Source organism: Streptomyces sp. NPDC002577 (assembly GCF_053594815.1).
Window position 1 is genome coordinate 1 of the sequence record NZ_JBSFWK010000077.1, and the last position, 26,060, is coordinate 26,060.

The 26,060-nt window shown below is 68.9% G+C and carries 23 protein-coding genes and 3 pseudogenes; 12 read left to right on the forward strand and 14 right to left on the reverse strand.

Annotated elements, in window-relative coordinates:
- Positions 1-107: 107 nt before the first annotated feature.
- Positions 108-971, reverse strand: coding sequence for a phosphotransferase enzyme family protein (locus ACWD4J_RS42865; RefSeq protein WP_451400999.1), 864 nt, complete (start codon positions 969-971; stop codon positions 108-110).
- A 203-nt stretch (positions 972-1,174) separates the two neighbouring features.
- Here ACWD4J_RS42865 and ACWD4J_RS42870 point away from each other — a divergent pair, with 203 nt between their 5' ends.
- From ACWD4J_RS42870 to ACWD4J_RS42885, 4 genes are all read left to right on the forward strand, one after another.
- Entirely contained in the window at positions 1,175-2,110 is a 936-nt protein-coding gene (locus tag ACWD4J_RS42870) for a carbohydrate ABC transporter permease (RefSeq protein ID WP_451400979.1), read from the forward strand.
- A 2-nt stretch (positions 2,111-2,112) separates the two neighbouring features.
- Positions 2,113-2,949 carry a carbohydrate ABC transporter permease gene (locus ACWD4J_RS42875; RefSeq protein WP_451400980.1) on the forward strand — a complete coding sequence of 279 codons (837 nt, stop codon included), beginning with the start codon at positions 2,113-2,115 and terminating at the stop codon, positions 2,947-2,949.
- Positions 2,949-4,238 (forward strand): ABC transporter substrate-binding protein, encoded by a 1,290-nt coding sequence (locus ACWD4J_RS42880; protein WP_451400981.1) that lies wholly within the window; start codon positions 2,949-2,951, stop codon positions 4,236-4,238. Before ACWD4J_RS42875 ends, ACWD4J_RS42880 begins: the two co-directional genes overlap by 1 nt.
- Before the next feature lie 296 nt (positions 4,239-4,534).
- Positions 4,535-5,521, forward strand: coding sequence for a CDP-alcohol phosphatidyltransferase family protein (locus ACWD4J_RS42885; RefSeq protein WP_451400982.1), 987 nt, complete (start codon positions 4,535-4,537; stop codon positions 5,519-5,521).
- A 60-nt stretch (positions 5,522-5,581) separates the two neighbouring features.
- Here the strand turns inward: ACWD4J_RS42885 and ACWD4J_RS42890 are convergent, their stop codons facing one another.
- Positions 5,582-7,858 (reverse strand): MMPL family transporter, encoded by a 2,277-nt coding sequence (locus ACWD4J_RS42890; protein ID WP_451400983.1) that lies wholly within the window; start codon positions 7,856-7,858, stop codon positions 5,582-5,584.
- Between the two features lie 519 nt (positions 7,859-8,377).
- Between ACWD4J_RS42890 and ACWD4J_RS42895 the strand changes: the two genes are divergently transcribed.
- The 4 genes from ACWD4J_RS42895 (at position 8,378) to ACWD4J_RS42910 (ending at position 11,648) form a co-directional block, all read left to right on the forward strand.
- Positions 8,378-9,586, forward strand: a complete 1,209-nt coding sequence (locus ACWD4J_RS42895) for a S8 family serine peptidase (RefSeq protein ID WP_451400984.1) — start codon at positions 8,378-8,380, stop codon at positions 9,584-9,586.
- Between the two features lie 68 nt (positions 9,587-9,654).
- Positions 9,655-10,203 carry a DUF1697 domain-containing protein gene (locus tag ACWD4J_RS42900; RefSeq protein WP_451400985.1) on the forward strand — a complete coding sequence of 183 codons (549 nt, stop codon included), beginning with the start codon at positions 9,655-9,657 and terminating at the stop codon, positions 10,201-10,203.
- A complete protein-coding gene (locus ACWD4J_RS42905; protein WP_451400986.1) occupies positions 10,196-10,579 on the forward strand; it encodes a nuclear transport factor 2 family protein in 384 nt (127 codons plus the stop codon). Before ACWD4J_RS42900 ends, ACWD4J_RS42905 begins: the two co-directional genes overlap by 8 nt.
- 61 nt (positions 10,580-10,640) lie before the next feature.
- A complete protein-coding gene (locus ACWD4J_RS42910; RefSeq protein WP_451400987.1) occupies positions 10,641-11,648 on the forward strand; it encodes a ketopantoate reductase family protein in 1,008 nt (335 codons plus the stop codon).
- Between the two features lie 157 nt (positions 11,649-11,805).
- Here ACWD4J_RS42910 and ACWD4J_RS42915 read toward each other — a convergent pair whose 3' ends face one another.
- The gene (locus ACWD4J_RS42915; RefSeq protein WP_451400988.1) at positions 11,806-12,780 is read right to left on the reverse strand and encodes a PH domain-containing protein; all 975 of its coding nucleotides are present in this window, start codon (positions 12,778-12,780) and stop codon (positions 11,806-11,808) included.
- Between the two features lie 79 nt (positions 12,781-12,859).
- Positions 12,860-13,888, reverse strand: coding sequence for an excalibur calcium-binding domain-containing protein (locus ACWD4J_RS42920; protein WP_451400989.1), 1,029 nt, complete (start codon positions 13,886-13,888; stop codon positions 12,860-12,862).
- A gap of 486 nt (positions 13,889-14,374) precedes the next feature.
- Here ACWD4J_RS42920 and ACWD4J_RS42925 point away from each other — a divergent pair, with 486 nt between their 5' ends.
- On the forward strand, positions 14,375-15,121 hold the full coding sequence (locus ACWD4J_RS42925) for a phosphotransferase family protein (protein ID WP_451400990.1): 747 nt from the start codon (positions 14,375-14,377) through the stop codon (positions 15,119-15,121).
- Between the two features lie 82 nt (positions 15,122-15,203).
- Here ACWD4J_RS42925 and ACWD4J_RS42930 read toward each other — a convergent pair whose 3' ends face one another.
- Complete coding sequence (locus tag ACWD4J_RS42930; protein WP_451401000.1) at positions 15,204-15,998, reverse strand: IS5 family transposase; 795 nt, start codon at positions 15,996-15,998, stop codon at positions 15,204-15,206.
- Positions 15,999-16,682: 684 nt separating this feature from the next.
- Between ACWD4J_RS42930 and ACWD4J_RS42935 the strand changes: the two genes are divergently transcribed.
- Positions 16,683-17,324, forward strand: coding sequence for a mycothiol-dependent nitroreductase Rv2466c family protein (locus ACWD4J_RS42935; protein WP_451400991.1), 642 nt, complete (start codon positions 16,683-16,685; stop codon positions 17,322-17,324).
- A gap of 72 nt (positions 17,325-17,396) precedes the next feature.
- Positions 17,397-17,624 carry a hypothetical protein gene (locus ACWD4J_RS42940; RefSeq protein ID WP_451400992.1) on the forward strand — a complete coding sequence of 76 codons (228 nt, stop codon included), beginning with the start codon at positions 17,397-17,399 and terminating at the stop codon, positions 17,622-17,624.
- A gap of 103 nt (positions 17,625-17,727) precedes the next feature.
- On the opposite strand, the gene ACWD4J_RS42945 is transcribed toward ACWD4J_RS42940, so the two are convergent.
- The 3 genes and pseudogenes from ACWD4J_RS42945 to ACWD4J_RS42955 all read right to left on the reverse strand — a co-directional run bounded on the left by ACWD4J_RS42945 (position 17,728) and on the right by ACWD4J_RS42955 (position 20,300).
- A complete protein-coding gene (locus ACWD4J_RS42945) occupies positions 17,728-18,834 on the reverse strand; it encodes an ISL3 family transposase (RefSeq protein ID WP_451400993.1) in 1,107 nt (368 codons plus the stop codon).
- Positions 18,835-19,126: 292 nt separating this feature from the next.
- Positions 19,127-19,321: pseudogene (locus ACWD4J_RS42950) on the reverse strand (ISL3 family transposase); the annotation flags it as partial.
- 163 nt (positions 19,322-19,484) lie between these two features.
- Positions 19,485-20,300, reverse strand: a complete 816-nt coding sequence (locus tag ACWD4J_RS42955; RefSeq protein ID WP_451401001.1) for a class I SAM-dependent methyltransferase — start codon at positions 20,298-20,300, stop codon at positions 19,485-19,487.
- A gap of 104 nt (positions 20,301-20,404) precedes the next feature.
- On the opposite strand from ACWD4J_RS42955, the pseudogene ACWD4J_RS42960 reads away from it, so the two are divergent.
- Positions 20,405-20,716, forward strand: a pseudogene (locus ACWD4J_RS42960) (ATP-binding protein); the annotation flags it as partial.
- Positions 20,717-20,747: 31 nt separating this feature from the next.
- On the opposite strand, the gene ACWD4J_RS42965 reads toward ACWD4J_RS42960, so the two are convergent.
- The 6 genes and pseudogenes from ACWD4J_RS42965 to ACWD4J_RS42990 all read right to left on the reverse strand — a co-directional run.
- Positions 20,748-21,491 carry a sirohydrochlorin chelatase gene (locus tag ACWD4J_RS42965; protein WP_451400994.1) on the reverse strand — a complete coding sequence of 248 codons (744 nt, stop codon included), beginning with the start codon at positions 21,489-21,491 and terminating at the stop codon, positions 20,748-20,750.
- 5 nt (positions 21,492-21,496) lie between these two features.
- Positions 21,497-22,447 carry an ABC transporter permease gene (locus ACWD4J_RS42970; RefSeq protein ID WP_451400995.1) on the reverse strand — a complete coding sequence of 317 codons (951 nt, stop codon included), beginning with the start codon at positions 22,445-22,447 and terminating at the stop codon, positions 21,497-21,499.
- Positions 22,434-23,225, reverse strand: coding sequence for an ABC transporter ATP-binding protein (locus ACWD4J_RS42975; protein ID WP_451400996.1), 792 nt, complete (start codon positions 23,223-23,225; stop codon positions 22,434-22,436). Before ACWD4J_RS42975 ends, ACWD4J_RS42970 begins: the two co-directional genes overlap by 14 nt.
- 59 nt (positions 23,226-23,284) lie before the next feature.
- Positions 23,285-24,397, reverse strand: coding sequence for an aliphatic sulfonate ABC transporter substrate-binding protein (locus tag ACWD4J_RS42980; protein ID WP_451400997.1), 1,113 nt, complete (start codon positions 24,395-24,397; stop codon positions 23,285-23,287).
- A gap of 232 nt (positions 24,398-24,629) precedes the next feature.
- Entirely contained in the window at positions 24,630-25,964 is a 1,335-nt protein-coding gene (locus ACWD4J_RS42985) for a sulfate adenylyltransferase subunit 1 (RefSeq protein ID WP_451400998.1), read from the reverse strand.
- A 2-nt stretch (positions 25,965-25,966) separates the two neighbouring features.
- Positions 25,967-26,060, reverse strand: a pseudogene (locus ACWD4J_RS42990) (sulfate adenylyltransferase subunit CysD); the annotation flags it as partial.

The following is a 26,060-nucleotide window of genomic DNA, read 5'->3' on the forward strand; positions in this document are numbered from 1 at the left end:
CACGAGGGCGCTCCGGCGCCTTGCGATCGCACGCACCAGACACCGCGAGGCCCGCCCTCCGGGCGGACGACGGGAATTTGACGACAGGGCCTAGCGGCGGGCACGCCTCAGAACGGATACCACCGCACCGTCTCGTCCCCGTCTCGCAGGGACGCGACCCGGCGTTCGAACTCGGCCAGCGCCTTCGGGTTGCTCGGCGCGTGCTGGGCGACCCAGGCGCAGCTCGCCGTCTCACGGGCGCCGCGCAGCACGCCGCAGCCCTCCCACTCGCGCACGTCCCAGCCGTACGCGTCGGTGAAGGCCTTGTACGCGTCGTCCGGCAGGCCGTAGCGGTCATAAGACAGCGCCATGACCACCAGGTCGTGTTCGCGCAGATCGGAGGAGAACGTCTCCAGGTCCACCAGGACCGGGCCGTCGGGGCCGATGTGCACGTTGCGGGGGAGCGCGTCGCCGTGGATCGGACCCGGCGGCAGATGCGGCGTCAGCGCGGCAGCGGCGGCCGCGAAGCCGTCGCGGCGCTCGCGCAGATACGCGGCATCGGCCGGATCGATGGCGTCGCCCGCGAGCCGCAGCCACCGCTCGACGCCGCCGAGCAGCTCACGGCGCGGCAACGCGAAGGAGGGGGCGGGAAGCGTGTGCACCACCCGTAGCAGTTCGGCCAGATCGCGGGGCTCCGCGGGCCGCAGCGCCGCCGGAATGCGGTGCCACACCGTCACCGGGTGGCCGTCGACGAGGAGAGGATCGGTCTCCGCGGCCCGCACCGCCGGTACGCCGGCCTCCGCGAGCCAGCCCGCGATGCGCAGCTCGCGCCGCGCGCGGTCGAGGAGTTCGGCGCTCCGGCCCACCTTGACCACCAGGTCACCGGCGGCGAACACCGCGTTCTCGCCCAGGGCGAGCAGTTCCGCGTCCGGTGCCGCGTCCGGCAGCACGCCCGCCGCCGCCAGCACGTCCCGCGCCCGGGCCTCGTCCATCATCCGCCTCCACTCGATCACGCCGTACGCCCGCCAGTCTCGCATTTGCACAGGTAGAGACCGCTGAGAAGGGCCGAGAAGTGCCTGCGCGACGCCTTGACGGCACAGGGGGCCGCCCGCACGATGACGGATGGCCGCGTGGGCGGCCGGACCGCAGCAGAACGCATCCGGACCGTACGAGCCGCCCAAAGGAGCCGATTTCCGTGACCTTGGCGACCGCAACGGCGCGGTCAACGAAGCGCGCACCCGGACCCGGCAGCGACCGGCGCCCGATGGACCACGGCGCCTGGTTCCTGGTGCTGCCCGCGCTGTTACCCATCCTGGTGCTCAGCGTCGGCCCCCTGCTCTACGGCATCGCGCTGGCCTTCACCGACGCCCAGTCGGGCCGCACCGCACCCACCCAGTGGATCGGGCTCCTCAACTTCAGCGACCTGCTGCACGACACTCTGTTCTGGGAGTCGTTCCGCATCGGCCTGTCATGGGCGGTCGGGGTCACCGTCCCGCAGTTCCTGCTCGCGCTGGGGCTTGCGCTGCTGCTCAACCAGGATCTCCGGCTGCGCTGGCTGGCGCGGGCGCTCGCGATCATCCCCTGGGCGATGCCCGAGGTCGTCGTCGGCATCATGTGGCGCCTCGTCTACAACCCGGACGCGGGCATCCTCAACGAGACCATCCGCGACCTCGGCCTCGGCGACGGACGCGACTGGCTCTCGGGCCTCGCGACCGCCCTGCCCGCCGTGATCGTCGTCGGCGTCTGGGCGGGCATGCCGCAGACCACGGTGGTGCTGCTCGCCGGGCTGCAGAACACCCCGCGCGAGCTGCACGAGGCGGCGGCCATGGACGGCGCGGGCGCCTGGCGCCGCTTCCGCACGGTTACCTGGCCGGCCCTCCGCCCGGTCGCGCTCGCCGTCACCGCGCTCAACCTGATCTGGAACTTCAACTCGTTCGCGCTGGTCTACGTGCTGACCAGCGGAGGCCCCGGCGGCCGTACGCGGCTGCCGATGCTCTTCGCCTACGAAGAGGCCTTCCGCTACGGCCAGTTCGGCTACGCCGCGGCGATGGGCTGCGTGATGGTCGCCGTGATCTCGCTCGTCCTGGCCGTCCATCTCGTGGGCCGGCTGAGGGGAGGCGACCAGCAGTGAGCATGCTCCGGACCAGTCGGCCCGCCCGCGCGGGACAGTACGCCGCCCTGCTCGCGTATCTCGTCTTCCTCGCCTTCCCTTTCCTGTGGCTGGTCTCCACGGCCTTCAAGCCGCCGCGGGAGCTGGCGAGTCTGCACCCCACCTGGATCCCGAAGGACCCGACGCTCGCGAACTTCCGGCAGGCCTTCGACGAGCAGCCGCTGCTCGGCGCCGCGCTCAACTCGCTGGTCGCAGCGCTCGGAGCCGCACTGATCGCCGTGGTCATCGCGACCCCGATGGCGTATGTCATGGCCCGCCGCCGGACCCTGCTGTCGAGGGCCGCGACCGGCTGGGTCGTGGTCAGCCAGGCGTTCCCGTTCGTCCTGGTCATCATCCCGCTGTTCCTGGTCCTCAAGAACCTGCGGCTGATCAACTCCGTGCCCGGACTGATCATGGTGTACGTGGTCTGGGCGCTGCCGTTCGCGCTGTGGATGCTCGTCGGGTACGTACGGGCCGTACCGGCCGAACTGGAGGAGGCGGCCGCCGTCGACGGTGCGGGCAAGGCGCGCACACTCGTGTCCGTCGTCGCGCCGCTGCTCGCGCCCGGCCTCGTGGCGACCGCGCTGTTCGCGTTCATCAGCGCATGGAACGAGTTCTTCTTCGCGCTCGTCCTGCTCAAGACGCCGGAGAAACAGACCCTGCCGGTCGTCCTCACACATTTCATCGGCGCGGAGGGCGTCGCCGACCTCGGCCCGCTCGCGGCGGCGGCCTTCCTCGCGACGCTCCCGTCCCTCGTCGTCTTCGCGATCATCCAGAAGCGGCTCACGAGCGGCATGCTCGCCGGGGCGGTGAAGAGCTGATGCGTACTCGGGTGCTCCTGGCCCTCGCGGCCGTCTTCGCAATGCTGCTGACCGGATGCACGGGCGACGGCAGCGACGGTGCATCGGACGGGAAGATCACGCTCCGCTTCCAGTCGCTGGCCTGGCAGAAGGAGTCCGTCGAGGCCAACAAGGAGCTCGTGAAGGAGTGGAACGCCGCCCACCCGGACGTGCAGGTCGAATACGTCCAGGGCAGCTGGGACGGCGTCCACGACCAGCTGCTCACCTCCTTCGAGGGCGGCGAGGCGCCGGACGTCATCCATGACGCCTCCGACGACCTCGCCGACTTCGCCTACGGCGGATACCTCGCCGACCTGCGCGAACTGCTGCCCCAGCGGCTCAAGGACGACATCCCGGACCACAGCTGGGAGACGACGACGTTCGGCGACGGCATCTACGGCGTGCCGTTCCTGCAGGAGCCGCGCGTCCTCATCGCCAACGCCAAGTGGCTCAAGGAGTCCGGCGTGCGCATACCCACGCCCGAGAAGCCCTGGAGCTGGGAGGAGTTCCGCCAGGTCACCAAGGAGCTGAGCGGCGACGGCAAGTACGGCGTCGCCTGGCCGCTCAAGGAACCCGTGTCGGCGACGCTCAACCTCTCGCTCTCGGCCGGCGGACGGATCTTCCACCGCGGCGAGGACGGAAAGGTCGAGGTCAGCTTCGACGCAGCCGACGAGGTCGTGCCGCGCACGGTCCACGACCAGGTGGCCACCGACAAAAGCGCGTCCGGCACGACCCTCGGCATGGGCGGCTCGGACACGCTGCCCGGCTTCTTCGGCGGCAAGTACGCGATGGTCCCGCTCGGCTTCTCCTACCGCCAGCAGATCGTGCAGCAGGCGCCCAAGGGCTTCGACTGGCAGGTGCTGCCCGCCCCCGCCGGCGCCGACGGACTCACCCAGGGCGTGAGCCCGCAGACGCTGTCGATCGCCGAGGACAGCCCCCACAAGAAGGAGGCGGCCGAGTTCATCGACTTCCTCCTCCGTCCGGAGAACATGGTGCGCCTGGCGCTCGGCGACTGGATGCTGCCCACGGGAGCGCAGGCGCTGAAGGACCCGGCGTTGCACACCGAGAAGTACGACTGGGCGACCGGTACGGCACTCGCCGAGCACCTCCGCTCGGCACCCGCGCAGTCGGTCCGCGGATATCCCGAGTGGAAGGACAAGGTGGCCACACCCGCGTTCCAGGAGTACTACAGCGGGGCGATCACACTGGACGAGCTGAGGAAGCGCCTGGTCGAGGACGGCAATCTGGTGCTGGCGCGCTATCAGCGCTGAGTACGGCCGGCGCTGAGGGCGCCGGCGAGTGCCGGGCCGGCAGCCGTCCGCGGCCGTACGGCGGGGAGCCGCATGGTTGCACGGCGGCGGTGAAGCGATCGCGCACATTCGATAACGGTCGGGTCATTCGATAACGCTCGGATAACGCAGGCCCGGCCCTCGACCGCCATGGACTCGGTCTCTCTTTTCGACCCGTTACCCCAGAGAAAGGTTGCACGGCCACCTTCTTGTTCCTTCTCTTACCGGATTCCTAACGTGAAACGAACTCCATTCGAACACCAGGAAGTTGACGATCCATGCGCTCAGACATTCCGCCACTCGCCGAAGTGCGTCGCATCACCCAGAAGAAGCGGGACGCGTGGTGGACGGTGCTGCTCGTCGACCCGGTCGCCACGCCGCTCGTGAGACAGGTCGCCCTGCGCACCCGGATCACCCCGAACCAGATCACCTGGGGCGCGCTGCTGCTGGGACTCGGTGCCGCCGGATGCTTCGCCGTGGGCGACTGGCGCTGGCTGATCGCCGGGGCGCTCGTCTACCACCTGAGCTTCATCCTGGACTGCATGGACGGCAAGGTCGCCCGGCTCACCGGCCAGGGCTCGGTGTTCGGCGCCTGGCTCGACTACATCTTCGACCGCGTCCGTGTGATCGCCTGCGTGATCGCCCTGATGGCGGGCCAGTACGAGCGCACCGGCGATCTGCTGTACGTCTGGCTGGCGGTGGCCGTCGTCTGCCTCGACGGCCTGCGCTACATCAACTCGCTGGAGATCTTCAAGACCCGGCACACCATGCGCAAACAGATCAAGGCGCGCATACGCCAGGCCCGCCGCAGCGAGGACGAGGCGGGCGTCGCCTTCATGGAGGACCTGCTCCGGGACAACCCGGAAGCCGACATCGAACAGGACCTGGCGTCAGCGCCCTCGCAGGACGTACGCCCGGAGTCCGTGACCGCACCCGCTGAACTCGTCCGGATTCCCGAACAGCCCAAGGCCCAGGTGATCGACCTCCAGCAGGAGTTCCGGCACCGCTTCCCCGCGTATCTGCGGCTGCGTTCCTTCCTGCTGCGTCACCGTATCCGCACCCACCTGATCAGCGGCATCGAGTTCCAGATGGGCGTCTTCATCATCGGCCCGCTGTGCGACGCGGTGATCCCCGCAACGATCATTTCCGGCGCACTGCTGCTCGGCTTCGAACTCGCCATCGTCTACAAACTTCTGCTCTCCACGCGCGACTTCAGCCGGACCATCGCCTCCTTCGAGGAGGACGGGATGCGCGCGGCGGCATGACGGTACGGCAGCTCTCGCTGCCGTACCGTCATGCCGCCGGTCAGATCGTCGCCGCCGCCGTCAGACCCCGACCTTCTCGCCCTCGACCGCAGGCGGAGCACCAGGTGCCCCGGGAGCAGGCTCGGCCGGTGACTCGTCATGCGTGAGGTCCGGCAGCCGGTGCAGCCACTTCGGCAGGTACCAGTTGCGCTCGCCGAGCAGCGCCATCACCGCCGGCAGCAGCACACCCCGGATGATCGTCGCGTCGATGAGGACCGCGGCGGCCAGGCCGACGCCCATCTGCTTCATCGACTGCATCGACAGCGTTCCGAAGATCGCGAACACCGCGACCATGATGACGGCCGCGCTGGTCACCACGCCGGCCGTGGTCACCACACCGTGGGCGATCGCGTCCTTGGTGGTGCGTCCCCGCAGCCGCGCCTCACGGATCCGCGAGACCACGAACACGTGGTAGTCCATCGACAGACCGAACAGGATGACGAACAGGAACAGCGGCAGCCAGGTGATGATCGCGCCCACGCCCTCCGCGCCGACCAGCGAGGCGCCCCAGCCGTGCTGGAAGACGGCGACCAGGATGCCGTAGGCCGCGCCCACCGACAGCAGGTTGAGGGCGATCGAGGTGATCGCGATCGTCAGCGAGCGGAACGACAGCAGCATCAGCAGGAAGGCGAAGACCACGACGAAGGCGAAGACCGGGGTCACCGAGCCGATGAGCTGGTCGTTGAAGTCCTTCGAACCGGCGACCTGACCCGTCACGGGCGCCTCGAGGCCGGCGACCTTGCCGAGCGTGGCGGGCCGCACCTCGTCGCGGATGAGGTCGAGGCTCTTCTCCGCCTTGTCCAGATCGGATCCGCCGACCAGCGGTACGTACACGAAGGCGATGTTCTGCGCGTCGTGCACCTTGATATCGACCGGGCCTCGTGAGGCCCCAGAACTCACCGCCCGCTCACGGAAGTCGGCGAGAGCGGCCTGCACGTCGGGTGCGTTGATGTCCTCGGCCTTCACGACCACCTCGGCCGGCTCCGAGCCGCCCGGGAACGCGTCGTTGACACGGTTGTACGTCGCCACGATCGGCAGCGAGTCGCCGAACTCCTGGTCCAGGGTGAGGTTCTGGGTCTTCATGCCGACCGCGGGCGCCGCGATGGCCAGCAGCGCGCCCGCCGCGACGACCAGCGAGACGGCCGGCCTGGCGAGGACGACGCCCAGGACCCGCTTCCAGAACCGGCTCTCCCCGCTCCCCGCACCGTCCTTGCGGCCCCGCCGCTTGTCCGGGTGCAGGAACGGGATGCGGCCCCTCTCGACGCGCTCGCCGAGCAGCGACAGCAGCGCGGGCAGCACCGTCACCGAACCCACCATCGCGACCGCGACGACCATCAGCGAGGCAAGGCCCATCGCCTCGAACTCGGCGAGCCCGGTGAACAGCATGCCCGCCATGGCCACGCACACCGTGACACCGGAGACGATCACGGCCCGGCCACTGGTGGCTGCCGCGATGCGCAGCGCCGTCTGCGGATCCCGGCCGGCCGCCCGCTCCTCGCGCTCGCGCCGCAGATAGAACAGGCAGTAGTCGACGCCGACCGCAAGACCCACCAGCAGCATCACGGAGCTGGCCGTGTCGCTCATCGGCACCAGATGGCTGACGACGCCCATCAGACCCATCGTCGCCATGATCGCGGTGATCGCCAGCGCCACCGGCAACAGCGCCGCCACCACCGCGCCGAACGCGATCAGCAGGATGCCCAGCGCGACCGGTACGGCCGAGAACTCGGCCCGCTGGAAGTCCGAGCCGAAGGCGTCGTCGAACGTCTTGTTCATGCTGGCGCTGCCGATCTCCTCGATCCGCAGCCCGTCGTGGTCCTTCTGCACACCGTCGACGGCCTTCAGCACCGGCTCGACCCGGTCGCCCGCGGTCTCGGCATCGCCGCGCATGTCGAACTGCACGAGCGCGCTGCGACCGTCCTTGGAGATGGTCTTCGTGTCGTACGGCGAGGTCACGTCCGTCACCTTGCCGGTGGCCTCCACGGCCTTGATCACCGCGTCGACGGCGCCCCGGAACTCCGCGTCCGTCGCCTTGGTGCCGTCGCCCTTCGCCTGGACGAGCACGGTCTCACCGGCCGGCTCCTTGATCCCGGCGTCCTCGATGATGTGTGCGGCCTGGCTGGTCTCGCCCTTGAGCTGGTCGCTGTCCTTGACCTCGACCGTGCCCAGGGCCGAGCCGAGACCCATCGCCAGGACGACGAACAGGACCCAGATGCCGACCGCCGCCCATCGGTGCCGGGCGCTCCAGCCGCCCGCCCGGGCGGCGACGCCCCGGACCCGTGTGTGTGCGTTCCCCATGACGTAACGGCCCCCCTGTGCGCGGCGACGACCCTGCGTCGCCGCCCTCACACAGAACTTATGAGCCGTGACGGAGGGTCTCGTCGTGCTGTCCGGTGAACCGCGACGGTGCTCCGTCATCCCTCTGGACGGGCGCCCTCTCACCGTCAGGAAGGACACAAGTCCCTTACCCCTCTAAGGGTTCCGGGTGCCGCTCTCGGGGTCTTGGCGCGTCGGCCGTATGCCTGTCCGGTCTGCCGTACCCGTGCCGATTTGTTATTGCGAACCCTTGTTGAACGGATCACAGGTGTATGAAGGCCTTGATCTGACCGCGTCAATCCGCCAGTGTTTCGTGCCAACACCCGGAGATCTTCCGGATCTACGGGCGTTGATGCCGCAATGCCGACGGTGACGCGGCCGCCGACCGACCTGACGAGGTGTCGGCGGCAGCCGGCCTGACGAGGTATCGGCGCCGACCCGAGGCATCGCCCGGCACCCCCCACATTTCCCCCCACAAAAACCACGAGGAGATCCCTCTTCATGGCAACTCACAAGCGCACACGCTCGATCAAGCTGACCGCGGCCATAGCCACCGCTGCCACCGCAGTGGGCGTGTCCGTCTTCGCCGGCTCCTTCGCGGGCGCCGCCACACCGGCCGAGGGCAAGGTCTACGGCGCGAACGCCGAAGGCGCGATCGCCGGGAGCTACATCGTCATGCTCGACGAGAAGGAGAGCAAAGGAGCGAAGCAGGACCTCGCCGAGGAGTACGGCGGCACCCTGAAGCGCAACTACTCCTCCGCGGTCGACGGCTTCTCCGCCTCAGGGCTGACCGAGACCGAGGCCAAGCGCCTGGCCGCCGACCCGGCCGTCTCGAAGGTCGTCCAGAACAAGAAGTTCCACATCGACGCCACCCAGGAGAACCCGCCGTCGTGGGGCCTGGACCGCATCGACCAGACCGAGACCGCGGGCGACGGCGCGTACACCTACCCCGACAGCGCAGGTGAAGGCGTCACCGCGTACGTCATCGACACCGGCGTCCGCATCAGCCACAAGGACTTCGGGGGCCGCGCCTCGTACGGCTTCGACGCGATCGACAACGACGACAGCGCCGACGACGGCAACGGCCACGGCACGCACGTCGCGGGCACCATCGCGGGCGAGGCGCACGGTGTCGCCAAGAAGGCGAAGATCGTCGCCGTGCGCGTCCTGGACGACGACGGCTCCGGCACCACCGAGCAGGTCGTCGCGGGCATCGACTGGGTCACCGCCAACCACCAGGGCCCGTCCGTCGCCAACATGAGCCTCGGCGGAGGCGTCGACGAGGCGCTCGACGCGGCCGTGCAGAAGGCCACCGCCTCCGGCGTCACCTTCGCCGTCGCGGCCGGCAACGAGTCCGCCGATGCGAGCGAGGGATCTCCCGCCCGGGTGCCCGAGGCCATCACCGTCGCCTCCTCCACCAAGGACGACGAGCAGTCCTCCTTCTCCAACTACGGTGCGTCGGTGGACATCTACGCCCCCGGCTCGGACATCACCTCCGACTGGAACACCGGCGACGACGCCACCAACACCATCTCCGGTACGTCGATGGCGACCCCGCACGTCACGGGTGCCGCCGCCGTCTACCTCGCCGACCACCCCGACGCCACGCCGGCCGAGGTCGCCCAGGCCCTGACCGACGGCGCGACGCCGGACGCGATCTCCAACGCCACCGAGGGCACCCCGAACAAGCTCCTCAAGATCGTCGAGTAAGCCGGCCCCTGTACCGCGGCCGCCGTGCCCACCTCCACGGGGCACGGCGGCCGCATTATCGTGTGTGGGTGACAACGAGATTTGCGGCGCTGCTGCGCGGGATCAATGTCGGCGGCAACAAGAAGCTCCCCATGGCCGAGCTGCGCGCGGTCATCGAGGAGCTCGGCCACCGCGACGTGCGCACCTATCTGCAGAGCGGGAACGCCGTCTTCACCAGCGACTCGGACGACGAGCAGGTGATCGGCGACGCGCTGGAGAAGGCCATAGCGGAGCGGTTCGGCTTCACCGTCGACTGCCTGGTACGGGAAGGAACGTATCTGCGCAGGGTCGCCGAAGCCTGCCCCTTCCCGGCCGCGTCCCTGGAGGCCAAGCAGCTGCACGTCACCTACTTCTCCGAGCAGGTGGGCCCCGAACGGTTCGCGGAGATCGACCAGGCCGCCCGCCTCCCGGAGGAGTTCCGCCTCGGCGAACGCGCCCTCTACCTCTACGCCCCTGAGGGCCTCGGCCGCTCCAAGCTCGCGGAAGCCCTGTCGCGCCCCCGCCTGCTGAAGGGCATCGTCGCCACCACCCGGAACTGGAACACCGTCACCAAACTCGTGGAGTTGACCGGTGCCTGAGCGCAACCCCGCCGTCGACGCCGCCATCGAGAGAGAACTGAGCCTCCTGGACGCCGAGGTCCGCCGCTCGCCCGCGCGGCTCGGTGCGCTCCTGCACCCCGATTTCACCGAGTTCGGCGCCTCGGGCCGGCGCTGGGACCGGGCCTCGATCATGGACACCCTGACCGGGGATTCGGAGCCGCGCGTACGCCCCTTCACGATCTCCCGTATGAAGGGCGTCCAGCTCGCCCCGGACGTCGTCCACCTCACCTTTGACACCGACTACAACGGCAGGCGGGCCCACCGCAGTTCCCTGTGGCGGTACACCGAGGGCAGCTGGCGGCTGTACTTCCACCAGGCGACGCCGTTCGACGGGGCCGAAGACCCGACGAGTTGACACTCCGGCCGCGCGGCGGGCGGTGATCGCCGCTCAAGGCGCTTGTGCGAGGCTCGACCACATGCGTTACATCATCATCGGAGCAGGAGCGATCGGCGGCACGATCGGCGGCCGGCTGGCAGAGGCAGGCCACGAGGTGGTACTCGTCGCCCGCGGCGCCCACTACGCGGCGCTGCGCGACACCGGCCTGCGGCTCGTGACGCCCGACGGCCGGCACACACACCGCCTGCCCGTCGTCGACGGCCCCGCACCGCTCGGCGAACTCCGCGCCGACGACGTACTGATCCTCGCGGTGAAGACACAGGACAGCACGGCGGCCCTCGACGCCTGGAGCGACCGCCCGGTCGCAGGCGGCGGCACGGCCGCGGAACGCCTCCCGCTGGTCTGCGCCCAGAACGGTGTGGAGAGCGAACGCCTGGCGCTGCGCCGCTTCCGCCTGGTGTACGGCATGTGCGTATGGCTGCCCGCCACGTACCTCGAACCCGGATCGGTCTCGGCCGCCGGGACCCCGCTCACCGGCATCCTGCACATCGGCCGCTACCCGTCGGGCACCGACGAGACGGCGAGCCGTATCGCCGCCGACCTGGAGAAGTCCCGGTTCGAGGCTCCGGTCGTGCCGGATGTGATGCGCTGGAAGTACGCCAAGCTGCTGTCCAATCTCACGAACGCCGTCGAGGCCCTGACCGGGCCGGTGACCAGCGAGAAGGGCGTGGCCCTGGTCCGGCGGGCACGCGCGGAGGGGGAGGCCGTCCTCGCCGCGGCCGGGATCGCGTACGCGGACCCCGCGGAGGAGAAGAAGACCCGCGGCGACAAGATCCGGCTCGAACCCCTCGACGGCGCGCCACGCGGAGGCGGCTCCTCCTGGCAGTCCCTGAACCGCGGCACCGGCACCATCGAAGCCGACTACCTCAACGGCGAGATCGGCCTGCTGGGCCGCCTGCACGGCGTACCGACACCTCTGAACGACATGCTGCAGCACCTTGCGAACGCGTTCGCGCGGGAGCGGAGGGAGGCGGGGTCGATGACGGTGGGGGAGCTGAGGGGGTTGTTGGAGAAGGCGCCTGGCTGAAGAGTGACTTGCGGGTGGTCAACCGCCGATACCGAATGCTCAGGCGAGCTCTGGCGGTTGGGGGCATGGGCAGCCATGCGCGCCTCACCTTTTCCCAGAGTGCGGTCAGCTGCGTTTGCTCGTTGGCTGCGCTTCTGCCGGACGGCCCCGGTATCGGTTAGAGGCGGGCGAGAAGCTCGGCCTTCTTCGTCTGGAATTCGGAGTCGTTGAGGATCCCGGCGGCATGGAGTTCCGACAGCTTGGCGATCTGAGCGAACACGTCCGGCTGGGTTGCTGCCGGTGCCGGTGCCGGTGCCGGTGCGGGGGACGTCCTTGCCAGGGTGGATACGGTGATCTTGCCCATCTCGGCGCGGATGGCGTCGGCGAGGGGGCCGAGGTCGCGCGTGTCGATCTGCTCGATCGTGGAGACGTTGCCTGAGACGTGGATCTTCAGGGTGCCCAGGCCCAGGGTGGAACTGGTCTGCACGGAGCTGATGCGCTCGAGCGGGAAGTCGGTGAGCTGGCTTCCGGTGAAGCCGTGACGCAGCATCAGTACACGGCGGTCAGTCAGGGCGACGAGCCCCGCGGCTTCGTCGTAGGTACCGGCGGCGAGGAAACGAACCGTCTCACCGGGAGCGAGGTGCTCTGGGAGCTTCTTGATCTCGCGCTTGCTGCCGAGTGTCCAGTTGAGTCGAGCGGCGGCCTGGAGGATGTCCTCGCGTTCGGACGCGGTGCCGATCTTCGAGGCCAGCTTCTTGGCCTTCTCGGCGTGGTGCTCGTGCAGGGCGTCACCGCACTGCGCGTAGGCTCCGGCGCAGTCGGCACCGGTGGACTCGTTGGTGGCCACGACGGAGCGCAGGTACTCGTAGAGGCGGTCGAAGTCGTGGCGTTGGCCGTGGGTGAACAGCACCGTGTTGGGGTCGGACACCGCGTTGGCGGCATCCAGAGTGGACAGCGGCTGGCCCCCCAGTCCTAGCCGGAGTCGCCCGTTCTTGACGATGTTCGCCCGGACCAGGTCAACGCTGCTGATCGCAGCCAGCGGGATCGTCCGGCTCTTGATCGTCTGGCCGCTGAGCCGGGAGCCCATGCCATTGCGCGTGAGGACCAGCTGGTCGCCTTGGATTTCGATGGCTCCGTTATGGCCCTTGAACATGATTGATGCCTCGGCTTCGTGCTGGGGTGGGCGACTGGACTGGGGGCTTGGGTCGCCGTGGTGCAGGACTGGACTCAGGTCAGGTATCGCAGCCGATGCCGTCGCCGTCGCGGTCGAGATGAGAGGCGTAGCCAGGCTCCCCCCGGTGGATGGGAGCGGCACCCGCGGCGCGGACCGCGGTGCAGTTCTTGTAGTACACGCTGGCGGAGCCGCTGTCGGAGTCCGACGAAGACGAGCCAGACGAAGACGAGTTACTCGAGCCGGACGAGCGCTTGTTGTCGTCGTCGTTCTCGTCCTTGTGCAGGTACAGGTCGTCGTCGCCGGAGGGGCACGAGGTACCCGACTTCACGACGTCGAGCGTGACGCTTTCAAGGTCCGGGTTGGTGATGTCCTTCCCGGCCTTCGGGTCCTGGGCGCAGACCTTCCAGGAGTCGGGGTTGTCGGGGTCGGCTACGTCGATGTACGCGCTGACGGCGCTGATGTCGGTGACGGCGGTCTTCTTGGTGATCTTCTTCTCGGCGTCGGCGTAGGTCATGCCGACGACGCGGGGCATCTCGTTGTACTCGATGGCCTCGCCGTCGGAAGCAGGGCAGGGCACACCGTTGCGTACGACGCCGAAGTCGACGGTGACGCTGCTGGGCGTGGTGTCCGACTTCACCTTGGTGGGGCTCTGGAAGCAGACCGTCCAGGCGCTGGTGTCCCACTGGCCCGTGTCCTTGTCGGAGGCATCGTGCGAGTCGGTGTGGAACCCGTCCCTCTTGGCGGAGCGCTCGGCGGCGGCCAGGGTCATCCCGGTGTAGTCGGTGACCTCGACATACTCGGGCTTCTTCTGCTCGGCGCTCGCGGAGGCGGTCGCGACGGGGTTCGTGTCGTCCTTGTTCCCGGTGTCCCCGGATACGAGCGGAGCGAAGAACCAGAGCGTGGCGATCACCGTGGCAATGATCTTCTTCGCCTTGCGCCAGCCGGTGAACCAGACGAGCGCGATGCCTACCGGCGGGAGAACCACCAGAAGGCCGATGACCAAGACCGGGTGCTGCCACCACCGCCGGGGTTGCTGACCGGGGGACGGCGGCTGTGCATATGGGCTGGTCGAGGCAGCAAACGCCACGGATGTTCCTTAAACCACTAGAGACTCGAATTTCCCAATACTTTACCTAGGTATCAGAGTGTTCTCCTTGACTGAGACATGAGAGATGTTCCGCAAATCTGCGCACGCGGGACTGGTGCCACTACCCATCTCCAGCATGTCCGAGGAGGCCGGCGACCCCGTTCAGACCGAGCCGCGTCGCATGGGTCAAGGTGCCGGACGAGGAACGGAGCAGCATCTGACTGTCCGCGAGGATCTCCAGATGGAGGTTCACGCGGGACGCGTCGGAAGCGATCGGGAGGCGGCGTAGTGCGGCGGACAGTCCTGCGAGAGCAGGGCGATTGCTGCTCCGAGGTGGATAAGGACTCCTAACAAAAGTGGTGGGCTTGACCTGATCAGAGGTCGGTGTCGTGCACGAGGCCGCTGGGTAGCGGGACGCGGTCAGCCGCGTAATCGCACGCGAAAACCCGGCGACGTCGGCGAACATCCCCGGGATACTGGTCGCCCATGGATGAGGTCAAAGTCGTCGTCGCCCATTCCGAGCGTGCGACTTTGCGCGTCGGCGACGTGTTCCTGAAGGTGGACGCCGATCAGGCGCGCATCGATGTCGAGGTCGAGGCGATGGCTCTCGCGCCGGTCCCGACCCCGCAGATCCTGTGGCGCAAGCCGTCCGTGCTCGCGACCGCCGCGCTCCCGGGGACGACGCTTGGGCGCCTCGGCGGGCCGTCGACCGGGTCGCCGGCGGCGTGGGCCGCGGCGGGCGCCGCCATCCGGAAGCTGCACGACGCACCGCTGCCGTCCCGGCCGGGCCAGGCCGGCCGGAGCATCGTCGCGCTGGCTGCGGAACTCGACGACGAGTGCGAGTTGCTCATGACGAACGGCGTCCTGCCCGCCGACCTGGTCACCCGCAACCGCCAGGTCGCCGAGGCCGCGCTCCGGCCGTGGACTCCGGCGTTCACGCACGGCGACCTGCAGATCGATCACGTCTTCGTCGACGGCGACGAGGTCACGGGCATCATCGACTGGTCCGAGGCGGGCCAGGGTGATGCCCTGTACGACCTCGCCACCTTCACGCTCGGACACGAGGAGCACCTCGACGACGTCATCGCTGGCTATGGCACCGACGTCGACCTCGACGTGATCCACGCGTGGTGGTCGTTGCGAAGCCTGCTGATAGTTCGCTGGCTGATCGAGCACGGCTTCGACCCGTTCGCGCCGGGCTGTGAGGTCGACGTGCTGAGATCCCGGATGTGAGGCTGCGCGAGCCCGACTGCCACATATGCGTTCTGACGTATCGAGCAGCCCATCCCCTGGGACGCATCGCCTGCCCTTGCTCTCAACAAAGTGCGGTGCGCAGTCGTCGCCAGCAGATGACGGCGCAGCCGAGGGTGACGAACGCGTGGTGGATGTCGTCGCAGATCTCCCAGCGGATGCGCAGGCGGCGGAACCAGTGCAGCAGCGCGATCGTTCCTTCCACGACCCAGCGGTGCACGCCCAGGCCGGAGCCGTGCCCGGTGCCGCGCCGGGCGAGGTGCGGGGTGATCTGGAACCGGCGGACCTTGTCCCGGTAGACCTCATGGTCATAGCGGCGGTCGGCGTACAGGTGCTTGGGGCGGCGCAGTGGCTGGCTGCGCTTGCCGCGGATCGGCGGGACGGCCTGGATCAGCGGGATCAGTTGGGTGACGTCGTTGCGGTTGCCGCCGGTGGTGATTGCCGCGAGCGGGATGCCGTGCGCCTCGACGATCAGGTGGTGCTTGCTGCCGGCCTTGCCCCGGTCCACCGGGGACGGACCGGTGGCCGGCCCGCCCTTCATCGCGCGGATGTGGCTGGAGTCGACCGCTGCGCGGGAGAAGTCCAGCAGGTCTGCGGCCCGCAGCTCGGAGAGCAGCAGCTCGTGCAGGTGCTGCCAGACCCCGGCCTCGTTCCAGTCCCGCAGCCGTCGCCAGCAGGTCATCCCCGAGCCGAAGCCCAGCTCCTGGGGCAGAAACTCCCAGTGGATCCCGGTGTACAGCACGAACAGAATCCCGCACAGCACCCTGCGACTATCCAGACGCTTACGACCTGGACGCCGCGGATTACGCGGGACGACCGGCAGCAGCGGCTCGATGCGCGCCCACAATCCGTCGTCGATCTCCCACGGTCTGGCAGTGGTCTTCCTCGTCTCGACTGGCTCGCACCCCCTTCGGCCAGCATCAACGAGAACTGACACACCGTCATTCCCGGAGGTCCAGAAACTTCCTTTTGTTAGGAGTCGTAAGAGTCCCTGCTCGCCGCGACCCAGCACTGGCGGCTGGACGGCGTACACGCCTGCATGAAGGATGTGCCGCCAAGGCTGCACGCCCAGGGTGTCGCCGTCGCGCAGCTGTCTGCGTCGACTCCCTGCAAGGACTGGGGCGTGCGGGCGCTGGCCAACCATTGGGTGCTCTACACCTCCCGCGGCCTGAAGCGCCGTGCGCTGCTCGGGCACTACCCGAGGCGCCCACCGCACGCGACTTCATTGCCGACGCCCACCGAGCGGACAGGTGCGCCGCCCAGTCGGAGCGTGTCGTCGCGGCCTGGGCCGACCCTGCTGTCTGGGAGGGTGAGGTCGATCTGGGCTTCACGGCGATGCCTGCCCCGGGATCGCCTCGCTGAGTGAAGGAGATGACTGTCCACGGTTGGGACATGGCCACGTGACCCGGTGCCGCTCGCCGACGATGCGCCCGTTCTCGACCGGTCCCTTGCGCACAGCGGGCGTACGCCGCGCTGATGGCCCAACAGAAGGCGGCACAAGTGGACCAGAGGCGGGGGCCATTCGGTCGGTAGCGTCATCCGCATGACAGATGACCGCTCCTCCAGCCAGGCCTACAGCGACCACACCCGCGTCGACTTCTACTTCGACCCTGCCTGCCCTTTCGCCTGGATCACCTCCCGCTGGATGCTGGAGGTCGAACGCGAGCGCGCTCTCGACCTCCGCTTCCATGTCATGAGCCTGTATCTACACAACCTCGGCAATGAACTCCCGGACTGGTACCGCAAGTTGGTCGACAAGTCGATTGGTCCGGTACGGGTCGCCGTGGCCGCCGCGGAGCAGTACGGCGAGAAGGCGCTGCGTGACCTCTACACGGCTTTCGGCACCCGTATCCACGAGGAGAAGAACGAGGACTTCGACGAGGTGATCGCTCAGTCCCTGGCCGAGCTCGGACTCCCTGCGGACTTCGCGGCCGCCGCGCACGACCTCTCGTACGACGTGGCGGTGCAGGGCAGCCACGACGCGGGCAAGGAGCCCGACTCGGACGGCTACGTGGGCACCCCGACCATCCACGTCGACGGGACAGTGTGGTTCGGTCCGGTGCTGCGGGCCGTACCGCGCGGCGAGGACGCGGCCCGCCTCTTCGACAGCTTTCGCGCGCTCGCGACGTATCCGGACTTCTTCGAACTGAAGCGGACGCGAACCGGACGGCTGGACTTCTCCTGAGGAGCTGCGGGTTACCCTCGTGATCACCGGCACGCGACCGTAGCCGGTGTTCACGGGGGGAAGGGTAACGCCATGGCACGCAAGCCAGTCCGCGCGGCGATCGGGGAGCTCTGGATCAGCTGCCAGGTCTGCCGCGGTGACCAGTTCCGCGAGCGCGGGGTCAAACTCAACAGCTTCGGCCTGGAGTTCATGAAGGTTGCTTGGGCGGACGAGGAGGCGACGGGCCTCATCTGCTGGACATGCGGCTATGTCCATCTCTTCGTCAACAAGAACATCCAGCTGTATCGCACCGACAAATGACTGGGGGTGCGGGAGTGGTGGTCTTCGGAGGGGGATGACGAGAGTCTGGTCGTGCCAATTTCCGTGGGCTCTGGTCCACTCCGTGTGGTCGCGTGACTCTCGGTTACGCCAACAGGACTCGTTTGCGCAGGAGATCGAATCCTGCGCGGCCGAACATCTGGCGCTTGAGCATCTTGATCCGGTTGACATGACCCTCCACGACGCCGGAGTTCCAGGGCAGTGTGAGGCCCGCGGTGACGGCGTCGAGGTCGCGTTCGAGGTGTTGGGCGAAGCTCCGGAGGCTGGGCAGTTCGGTGGTGGAGGTAGCCGCTTCGATCCAGGTCGGCAACTGGTCGCCCTGGAGGTGAGCGACCATGTGCCCGAAGGAGCGCACGTGCTCGGCAAGTGCCGTCAGTTCGGGGCAGTTGGCCAGGACGGCTTTGAGCTGGAGCCCGTCGCCTTCGGGCAGGGCGTCGGGGTGGGTGAGGATCCAGCGCGTGACGGCGCGGGCTGACGGCGGGCGGGGGCCGACCGGTTGGGGCTTGCCGCGGAGATTCCTGCTGACGTAGTCGCGGACGCCGGCGTAGCCGCAGGGATAGCCCTGTTCCCTGATCTCCTCCCACAGTTTCCAGGCGTTGGTGCAGCCTTCCTGCCAACGCTGATCGAGGTAGGGCTTGTAGTCATCGAGCCTGGTCGCACGGCTTTGCCACTGCCCGGTGAACATCTCCTCCGCAGTAGCGGCACGGGAGAAACGCAAGATCGTGTTGAGGGTCATCCCGAGCTGCCGGGCGACGGGCCGCTTGCTGTGCTCGGCGGCGAGGAGAGCGTGGATGGTGGCGTGCTTGGCGCGGGTGCGTTCGGCGAACCGGTGCCCTGTCGGCCAGGGCGACGCAGCTGGCTCCGCCTCTTCCTGCGGTTCCTCAGGCTGGGCCGGCGTGGGACGCAAGCAGCCACGGTGCCGGTGGACGCACTTCTCGGCGGCTTCGCCCAGGTTGTGCCAGAGATGCCACCGGTCGGCGACCTGGAGGGCCTGCGGGGCGCCGCGGGTGGCACCTTCGGCGAAGAAGGGCGCCCGGTCACGGCAGACGATCTCGATGCCGGGCCGCTCGGCGAGCCAGGCCGCGAGCGTGTCCGCCTCCCGATCGGGAAGGAGGTCGACCGGGCGACGTGTCTCGACGTCGACGAGCACGGTTCCGTAGACACGGCCCTTGCGCTGGGCGTACTCGTCCACGCCGACCACAACGGGGTACTGCGGTCGCGGGGTCCGGAAGCGAGGCAATCAGCCTCAACAGGGTGTTCCGGCTGACCGGAACCTTGAAGGCGTCCGTCATCCGGGCGCCGGCCCGGCCCGCGAGCGCAAGACCGACCGCCACCAGCGTCGACCGCAGCCGCTCGGTCCGTCGCCCGAACCTGCGGGTGAGACCGGGTACTTGCTCGGCGAAGGTCATGCGCTCGCAGGATTCCTCCTCGCAGACGAACCTCCGCACCCGCAACGACACCACGACGAACTTGCCCGCCGTCGGCAGATCACGAGGAAATTGCAGGTAGGAGCCGTGTATTCGCCCCGACCAGCACCCGCTCCCCGGACAGGCCGCCCGCCCTGCGGTTGTACGGGCCTCGACCCGGACGACCGTGTCGATCACCTCGACCGATTCCACCAACACGCCCTCGACCGAGGAAAACAGCAGCTCGTTCAACTGCGGCAGCACTTCGTTCACGGCGAAGGACTGTCGACCACACCACCGTCCAGCCAGGCGATTTTCGGGCGAACTTTAGTGGTGGTAGGTGGTCAGTGCGCGCATGACTGGCTGGCCGCGAATGAACCTGGCTCCACTCATCGGGTCCCCTTGGAATCGATCATCTAGGGAACCGGGAGGCGCTCTACCGGCGGACCGCCGAGATCAGTCCGCCGGGCCGCTCCTCGCGCTGCGGCGGGGTGCTGATCGGGCGGCCGTAGGCGGCAGCGCGCTCGCGCAGGGTGTGGCTGTCGGCCTCCCAGCCGTGCCCGGCCAGCCAGCCCACCGGGTCGTCGGGCATCTCCGAGACCCACATGGACGCCGCCGATCCCGGCACGGCGTCCGCGCCGAAGCGCTCGATCACGCCGCGCGAGCCCAACGTCAGCCCCATCCGACTGCCTGCCGCCGACTGCGCGCTGATCCGGGCCAGCAATAGCTCCACCGCATCCTCGGGCAGATAGATCAGTAGTCCTTCGGCGATCCACGCGGTCGGCACGGCCGGGTCGTGCCCTGCGGCGGCCAGCGCACCTGGCCAGTCCTCACGCAGATCCACCGCAACGGTGATCCGCTCGCAGCGTGCGACGGCCCGTTCCTGGCGCAGCACCGAAGCCTTGAAGTCCAGTGGCGCGGCGGTGTCGATCTCGAACAGCCGGGTGCCCTCGGGCCAGTCCATCCGGAAGGCCCGGCTGTCCATGCCGGCGCCGAGCAGCACGACCTGCCGGACCCCGGACGCGGAGGCCTGCTGCAACAGGTCGTCGAGGAACTTCGTCCTGATGACGATGGAGAACGACACGGCCAGCCGGCGGCGTCGTGCGGCCACGTCATCGGGCAGCGGCGGCGAAGAGGGCCACAGGCCGCCGGCGGTGGCGAAGGCCTGTGCCAGTGGGTCGCGGAACAGCGCGTTCTCCCGCTCGGTCTCCAGCGCCCGCACCCTGGCCACCCCCACCGCCGTGGCCCACACTCCCGACGGCTGCACCCACTCCTGCTCATCAGTCACCGCGCCAGCCTAGAAGATCGATTCCAAGGGGCCTGATGAGGGGAGCCAGCTAAGCCGTACTCGTCGTCTCCGAGCTCGTCGCCAACGCGGCCCAGCACGGCCGCGTGGTCGGGCATGAACTCTGGCTGCGGCTTGCGGAGCTGGAGGACGGTGGGTTGATCATCGACGTATCGGATCCGGTCTGTGGCTTCCCGGGGTTTCCAGGGTCCGGGCAGCCGCTCGGTGCCGAACTCGCCCCCGATGCCAACGTCGGTGCCGACGGCGTATCCGGCCGCGGCCTGCACGTCGTCGCCGCGCTCGCAGCCGAGTGCAGTTGGTTCCTGCGGCAGGGAACCGGCAAGACGGTGCGGGCGAGGATCGCCGCCCAAGCCGGCGGATGAAGGGGCGTACGGGCGGGAGCGGGTACCCGCGTCAGGCGCCCAGTGCCGCAGGCACCGGCACCCGCGCCCCGTCGTACCGCTCCAGCACCACCCGCGCCACCTCCGGCGCCGGACCGAGCACATCCGCCAGCACGTCGGCTTCCGCCTCGGTCGCGCCCCGTGCGATGCGGTCCGGCAGAAAGCCGGGGGCTAGGACGTACGGGGCAACCGCGACGCGGGCGCAGCCGAGAGCGCGCAGCTCCCTTACCGCGTCCTCCGTGCGGGGAAGAGATGCGGAGGCGAACGCAGGCCGCACGGCGCACCAACCGGTGTGCCGCCACTCCCGCGCGATTTCAGCGATCACTGCGATCGCCTCCGGGTCTGTGGATCCCGCCGAGGCCAGCACGACCCCGGTGGAGGACTTGTCTGCCGGGGTCAGCCCGGCCTCGTACAGCCGTCGTTCGAGGGCCGACAGGAGGAGAGGCGAGGGGCCCAGCACCTCCGCCTGGTGTATGCGCAGCTGGGGCGGGGCGTCGCGGAGCACCGCCGGGATGTCCGCCTTCGCGTGGAAGGCGCGGGTCAGCAGGAGGGGGAGGGCGACGACGTCGCGCACCCCCTCCGCCGCCAGGGACTCCAGGACCCCGTGCGCGGACGGGATGTTGAAGTCCAGGAAGCCGGTCTCCACGCGCACGCCGGGCCGCAGCGACCGCACGTGCCGTACTAGGGCGTGCACGGTCGCCGCGTGCCGCGGGTCGCGGCTGCCGTGGGCGATGACGAGGAGGACCGGACGGTGCACGGGACTCAGCTCTTCACGAACAGGCCGCGGCTGCGCAGCACCGACCGCTCCAGCGGGCTGAAGATCAGAAGATCGATGGCGATACCGACGAGCAGGATGAGGATGATGGCCAGGAAGACCATCGACATCGAGCTGGTGTTGCGGCCGTTCTCCAGGAGCTGGCCGAGGCCCACGCCCAGGTCGGGCGAGGACGCGATGATCTCCGCGGCCATCAGCGAGCGCCAGGAGAAGGCCCAGCCCTGCTTCAGACCGGCCAGGTAGCCGGGCAGTGCGGCCGGCATGACGATGTGCCAGGTGCCTCGCAGGCCCGTCGCGCCGAGGGTGCGCCCCGCCCGCAGGAACAGCGGCGGCACCTGGTCGACGCCGGAGACGAGGCCGTTGGCGATCGAGGGGACGGCGCCGAGCAGGATCACCGCGTACATCATCTTGTTTTCCAGGCCCAGCCAGATGACCGCCGGGGGCACCCAGGCCACCGACGGCAGCGACTGCAGGCCGGACAGGATCGGGCCGATTGCCGCGCGCACGAACTTCACGCGGGCCACGAGCAGACCGAGCGGCGTGCCGATCACGAGTGCCAGCAGGAAGCCGAGCAGGCCGCGGGAGACGCTGGTCCAGATGTAGCCGAGGAGCGTGCCCTGCTCCCAGGCGTCGGTCACCTCTCCCCACACCGCGCCCGGCGAGGGCAGTTTGCTCGGGTCGTCGACGACCTTGAACGACACCAGCGCCTGCCACACCACCAGGACCAGCGCCACGGCCACGACCGGCGGCAGCACCTTGCGCAGCAGAGTCTCACCCAGGGGAGTGCGGCTCGAGTGGACTGTCTCCAGTGCGTCGAGGCCGGCCTCCAGACCCGCCAGGTCGTGGTGGTCCCGGCCGTTCTTCCCGGCCTCCCCGGCCTGCTTCTCGGCCTCGTCGACCGGTTCCGCCTTGTCGACGGACGTCTCAGTGCTGGCCATGACGGCGGATCTCCCCACGCAGTTCTTCGGTGATCTCGACGGACAGCTCCGCCACCGCGGAGTCCTCGATGCGGCGCGGCTGCGGGATGTCGACGCGCCACTCGCGGGCCACCCGGCCGGGCCGCGACGACAGCAGTACGACGCGCTGCGCGAGCCGCACCGCCTCGCGCACGTTGTGCGTCACGAACAGCACCGACAGGTTGGTCTCGCGCCAGATCCGGGTCAGTTCGTCGTGCAGGACGTCGCGGGTGATGGCGTCGAGAGCAGCGAACGGCTCGTCCATCAGCAGCAGCTTGCTGTCCTGGCCGAGCGCGCGGGCCAGCGCGACGCGCTGGCGCATACCGCCCGACAGCTCGTGGACGCGCTTGCCGTATGCGCCCTTCAGCCGTACGAGCTCGAGCAGCTCCTCGGCCCGCTCACGGCGCTCGGACTTGGGAACGCCCCGCATCTTCAGGGCGAGTTCGATGTTCTTGCCCGCGGTCAGCCACGGGAAGAGAGCGTGCTCTTGGAACATCAGCGCCGGACGGCCGTCCGTGCTGATGCTGCCCGCCGTCGGCTTGTCGAGGCCGGCGACGAGATTCAGCAGCGTCGATTTGCCGCACCCCGAGGCTCCCAGGAGGGTGACGAACTCGCCGGGGGCGACATCGAGTGTGATGTCGTCCAGGACGAGCTGCTGCCCGGTCGGGCCTATGAAGGACTTTGAGACGTGCTCGATCCGGGCGGCGTGGTCCACCGCCGTGGCGTCGCTGTCGGCGGCCTTGGCGAGGGTGGTGGCCATGGTCGTCACCTCCTGGGAACTCACGGGAGTACGGGGCTACGGGCTACGGAACTACGGCTTTACTTGGCGCCGAGACCGGCGTCGTCGACCTCGGACTCGCCCTCGGACTTGAGGATCTTGTTGAGGATGGTCAGGTCGTAGATGCCGTTCAGGTTCGGCTTCTCCAGCAGACCGGCCTTGACCGCGTGCTCCGCCTCGGTGCTGAGGGTGGACGCCAGCGGGTCGTTGGTGATCTGGATGGACTTCCACGCCGGGTCGAGCACGTCGGCCGGCAGCTCCTTGCCGGAGTCCACCTTGAGCTGGGCGTTCGCCGCCGCCTTCGCCTCGTCGGGGTTGGCGTTGATCCACTTGTTGGTCTCGACCGAAGCCTTCAGCACGGCCTCGACGGCCTTCGGGTGCTCGTTGAGGAACTTCTGCGACACGATGATGTTCGTGATCACGAACTTCTTGTCGGGCCACAGCGTCGACTCGTCGAGCAGCACCTTGGCGCCCTCGGCGACCAGCTTGGACGCGGTCGGCTCCGGCACCCAGGCGCCGTCGATGGAACCCGCCTTGTAGGCGTCCGGCGTGACCTTGTTGTCGGTGCGGATCACCGACACATCGCCCTTGCCGCTCTCCGCGTCGACCTTCCAGCCCTGGTCGGCGATCCAGTTGAGGAACGCCACGTCCTGGGTGTTGCCCAGCTGCGGGGTGGCGATCTTCTTGCCCTTGACGTCCTTCAGGGACTTGATCTTCTTCGGGTTGACGACCAGCTTCACGCCGCCGGACGCCGAACCGCCGATGATGCGCAGGCTCTTGCCGTTGGACTTGGTGTAGCCGTTGATCGACGGGGAGGGGCCGATCCAGCCGATGTCGATGGAGCCGGAGTTGAGCGCCTCGATCTCGGAGGGGCCCGCGTTGAAGATGGAGTACTTGGCCTCCGTACCGCCGAGCTCCTTCTGGAAGAAGCCCTTCTGGTTGCCGACCAGGGCGGTGGCGTGGGTCAGGTTGCCGAAGTAGCCGATCTTGACGGAGTCGAGGCCGTCGATCTTCTTGGCGCCGGAGGCGACGTTGGCCTTCGAGCTGTCGTCCTTCGCCTCGGAGCCGTAACCGCAGGCGGCAAGGGCGAGAAGGGGCAGGGCCGCTATGACGGCGAGGCCGCGGCGTACGGCAGTGGAGCGAGTGGCAGGCACGGGAGGCTTTCCTCTCGTTGGCCCGGCGGTCACGGTCTCTCAGGTCGTGGCCGGGAGGTCGGCAGGTCTTCGTCTCTTCTGGGACGGCAGGTGGGGGGACGGGGCGCGCAGGCAGTGCGCGTACGTCATCGCGCACATCGCGCCACTCCGCCCTGCCCGCTGCCGAGGGCGCCGCTGCCGATGCGGCCGCCCTCCTTGGCGAACATCGAGTAGAAGTCGGTCGTCTTCATGCTCAGAAGTCCCACCCGTCGTCGTCGGCCTCGTCCTTGACCGGGTCCGGCGATGCGAAGGACTCGCCGACCATGCCCGCGGTGAGCGTGGTGCCGTCGGCCGGGTCGATCAGGATGAACGAGCCGGTGCGGCGGGAGTCGGCGTACGAGTCGAGCGGCAGCGGCTCCGCGGTACGGATCGTGACGCGGCCGATGTCGTTGGCGACGAGCTGTCCCGGGTGCGGGTGCAGGGACAGGTCGTCGAGCGTCAGCCGGGACGGGATGTCCTTGACGATCGCCTTGACGGTGCGGGTGCCGTGCTTGAGCAGCACGCGGTGGCCGACGGTGAGCGGCTGGTCGGCGACGTGGCAGACGGTCGCGTCGACGTCCTGCGTGGTCGCGGGCGCGTCCTTGGTCGGCACGATCAGGTCGCCGCGCGAGATGTCGATGTCGTCCTCGAGCAGGACGGTCACCGACTGCGTCGTCCACGCCGTGTCGACCGGCTTGCCGAGCAGGTCGATACCGGAGATCTTCGACTTACGGCCGGACGGCAGGACGGTGACGTCGTCGCCGACGCGGAACGTGCCGGCCGCGATCTGGCCCGCGTAGCCGCGGTAGTCGGGGTGCTCGGCGGTCTGCGGGCGGATGACGTACTGCACGGGGAGGCGCGCGTGGCAGTGCGCGAGGTCGTGGCTGACCGGGACGGTCTCCAGGTGCTCGAGCACGGTCGGGCCGCCGTACCAGTCCATGTTCGCGGACGGTTCCACGACGTTGTCGCCGGCGAGCGCGGAGATCGGGATCGCCGTGACCTCGGGCACGCCGAGCTCCGTCGCGTACGCCGTGAACTCCTGGGCGATGGCCGCGAACACGCTCTCCTGGTACTCGACGAGGTCCATCTTGTTGACGGCGAGGACGACGTGGGGGACGCGGAGGAGGGCGGCGATGGCGGCGTGGCGGCGGGTCTGCTCGACGACGCCGTTGCGGGCGTCGACGAGGATGACCGTCAGTTCGGCCGTGGAGGCACCCGTCACCATGTTGCGGGTGTACTGCACGTGGCCGGGGGTGTCGGCGAGGATGAACCGGCGTCGCGGCGTGGCGAAGTAGCGGTAGGCGACGTCGATGGTGATGCCCTGCTCGCGCTCGGCGCGCAGGCCGTCGGTGAGCAGCGCCAGGTCGGGGGCGTCCTGGCCGCGGCTGGCAGAGGCACGCTCCACGGCCTCCAGCTGGTCGGCGAGGACCGACTTGGAGTCGTGCAGCAGACGGCCGACGAGCGTGGACTTGCCGTCGTCGACGGAGCCCGCGGTGGCGAACCGCAGCAGGGTGGTGGCCGAGAGTTCCTCGGTCGTGGTCGTGCTCATGCTTAGAAGTACCCCTCGCGCTTGCGGTCTTCCATCGCGGCCTCGGACAGTTTGTCGTCGGCGCGGGTCGCGCCCCGCTCGGTCAGGCGAGATGCG

Excerpts from the sequence above, each read along its gene's own strand:
- ACWD4J_RS42935 (WP_451400991.1), top strand. The coding sequence starts at position 16,683 with ATGACAGATGACCGCTCCTCCAGCCAGGCCTACAGCGACCACACCCGC.
- ACWD4J_RS42875 (WP_451400980.1), top strand. The coding sequence starts at position 2,113 with ATGCTCCGGACCAGTCGGCCCGCCCGCGCGGGACAGTACGCCGCCCTG.
- ACWD4J_RS42975 (WP_451400996.1), bottom strand. The coding sequence starts at position 23,225 with ATGGCCACCACCCTCGCCAAGGCCGCCGACAGCGACGCCACGGCGGTG.
- ACWD4J_RS42940 (WP_451400992.1), top strand. The coding sequence starts at position 17,397 with ATGGCACGCAAGCCAGTCCGCGCGGCGATCGGGGAGCTCTGGATCAGC.
- ACWD4J_RS42970 (WP_451400995.1), bottom strand. The coding sequence starts at position 22,447 with ATGGCCAGCACTGAGACGTCCGTCGACAAGGCGGAACCGGTCGACGAG.
- ACWD4J_RS42925 (WP_451400990.1), top strand. The coding sequence starts at position 14,375 with ATGGATGAGGTCAAAGTCGTCGTCGCCCATTCCGAGCGTGCGACTTTG.
- ACWD4J_RS42985 (WP_451400998.1), bottom strand. The coding sequence starts at position 25,964 with ATGAGCACGACCACGACCGAGGAACTCTCGGCCACCACCCTGCTGCGG.
- ACWD4J_RS42880 (WP_451400981.1), top strand. The coding sequence starts at position 2,949 with ATGCGTACTCGGGTGCTCCTGGCCCTCGCGGCCGTCTTCGCAATGCTG.
- ACWD4J_RS42865 (WP_451400999.1), bottom strand. The coding sequence starts at position 971 with ATGGACGAGGCCCGGGCGCGGGACGTGCTGGCGGCGGCGGGCGTGCTG.
- ACWD4J_RS42910 (WP_451400987.1), top strand. The coding sequence starts at position 10,641 with ATGCGTTACATCATCATCGGAGCAGGAGCGATCGGCGGCACGATCGGC.
- ACWD4J_RS42885 (WP_451400982.1), top strand. The coding sequence starts at position 4,535 with ATGCGCTCAGACATTCCGCCACTCGCCGAAGTGCGTCGCATCACCCAG.
- ACWD4J_RS42895 (WP_451400984.1), top strand. The coding sequence starts at position 8,378 with ATGGCAACTCACAAGCGCACACGCTCGATCAAGCTGACCGCGGCCATA.
- ACWD4J_RS42890 (WP_451400983.1), bottom strand. The coding sequence starts at position 7,858 with ATGGGGAACGCACACACACGGGTCCGGGGCGTCGCCGCCCGGGCGGGC.
- ACWD4J_RS42915 (WP_451400988.1), bottom strand. The coding sequence starts at position 12,780 with ATGTTCAAGGGCCATAACGGAGCCATCGAAATCCAAGGCGACCAGCTG.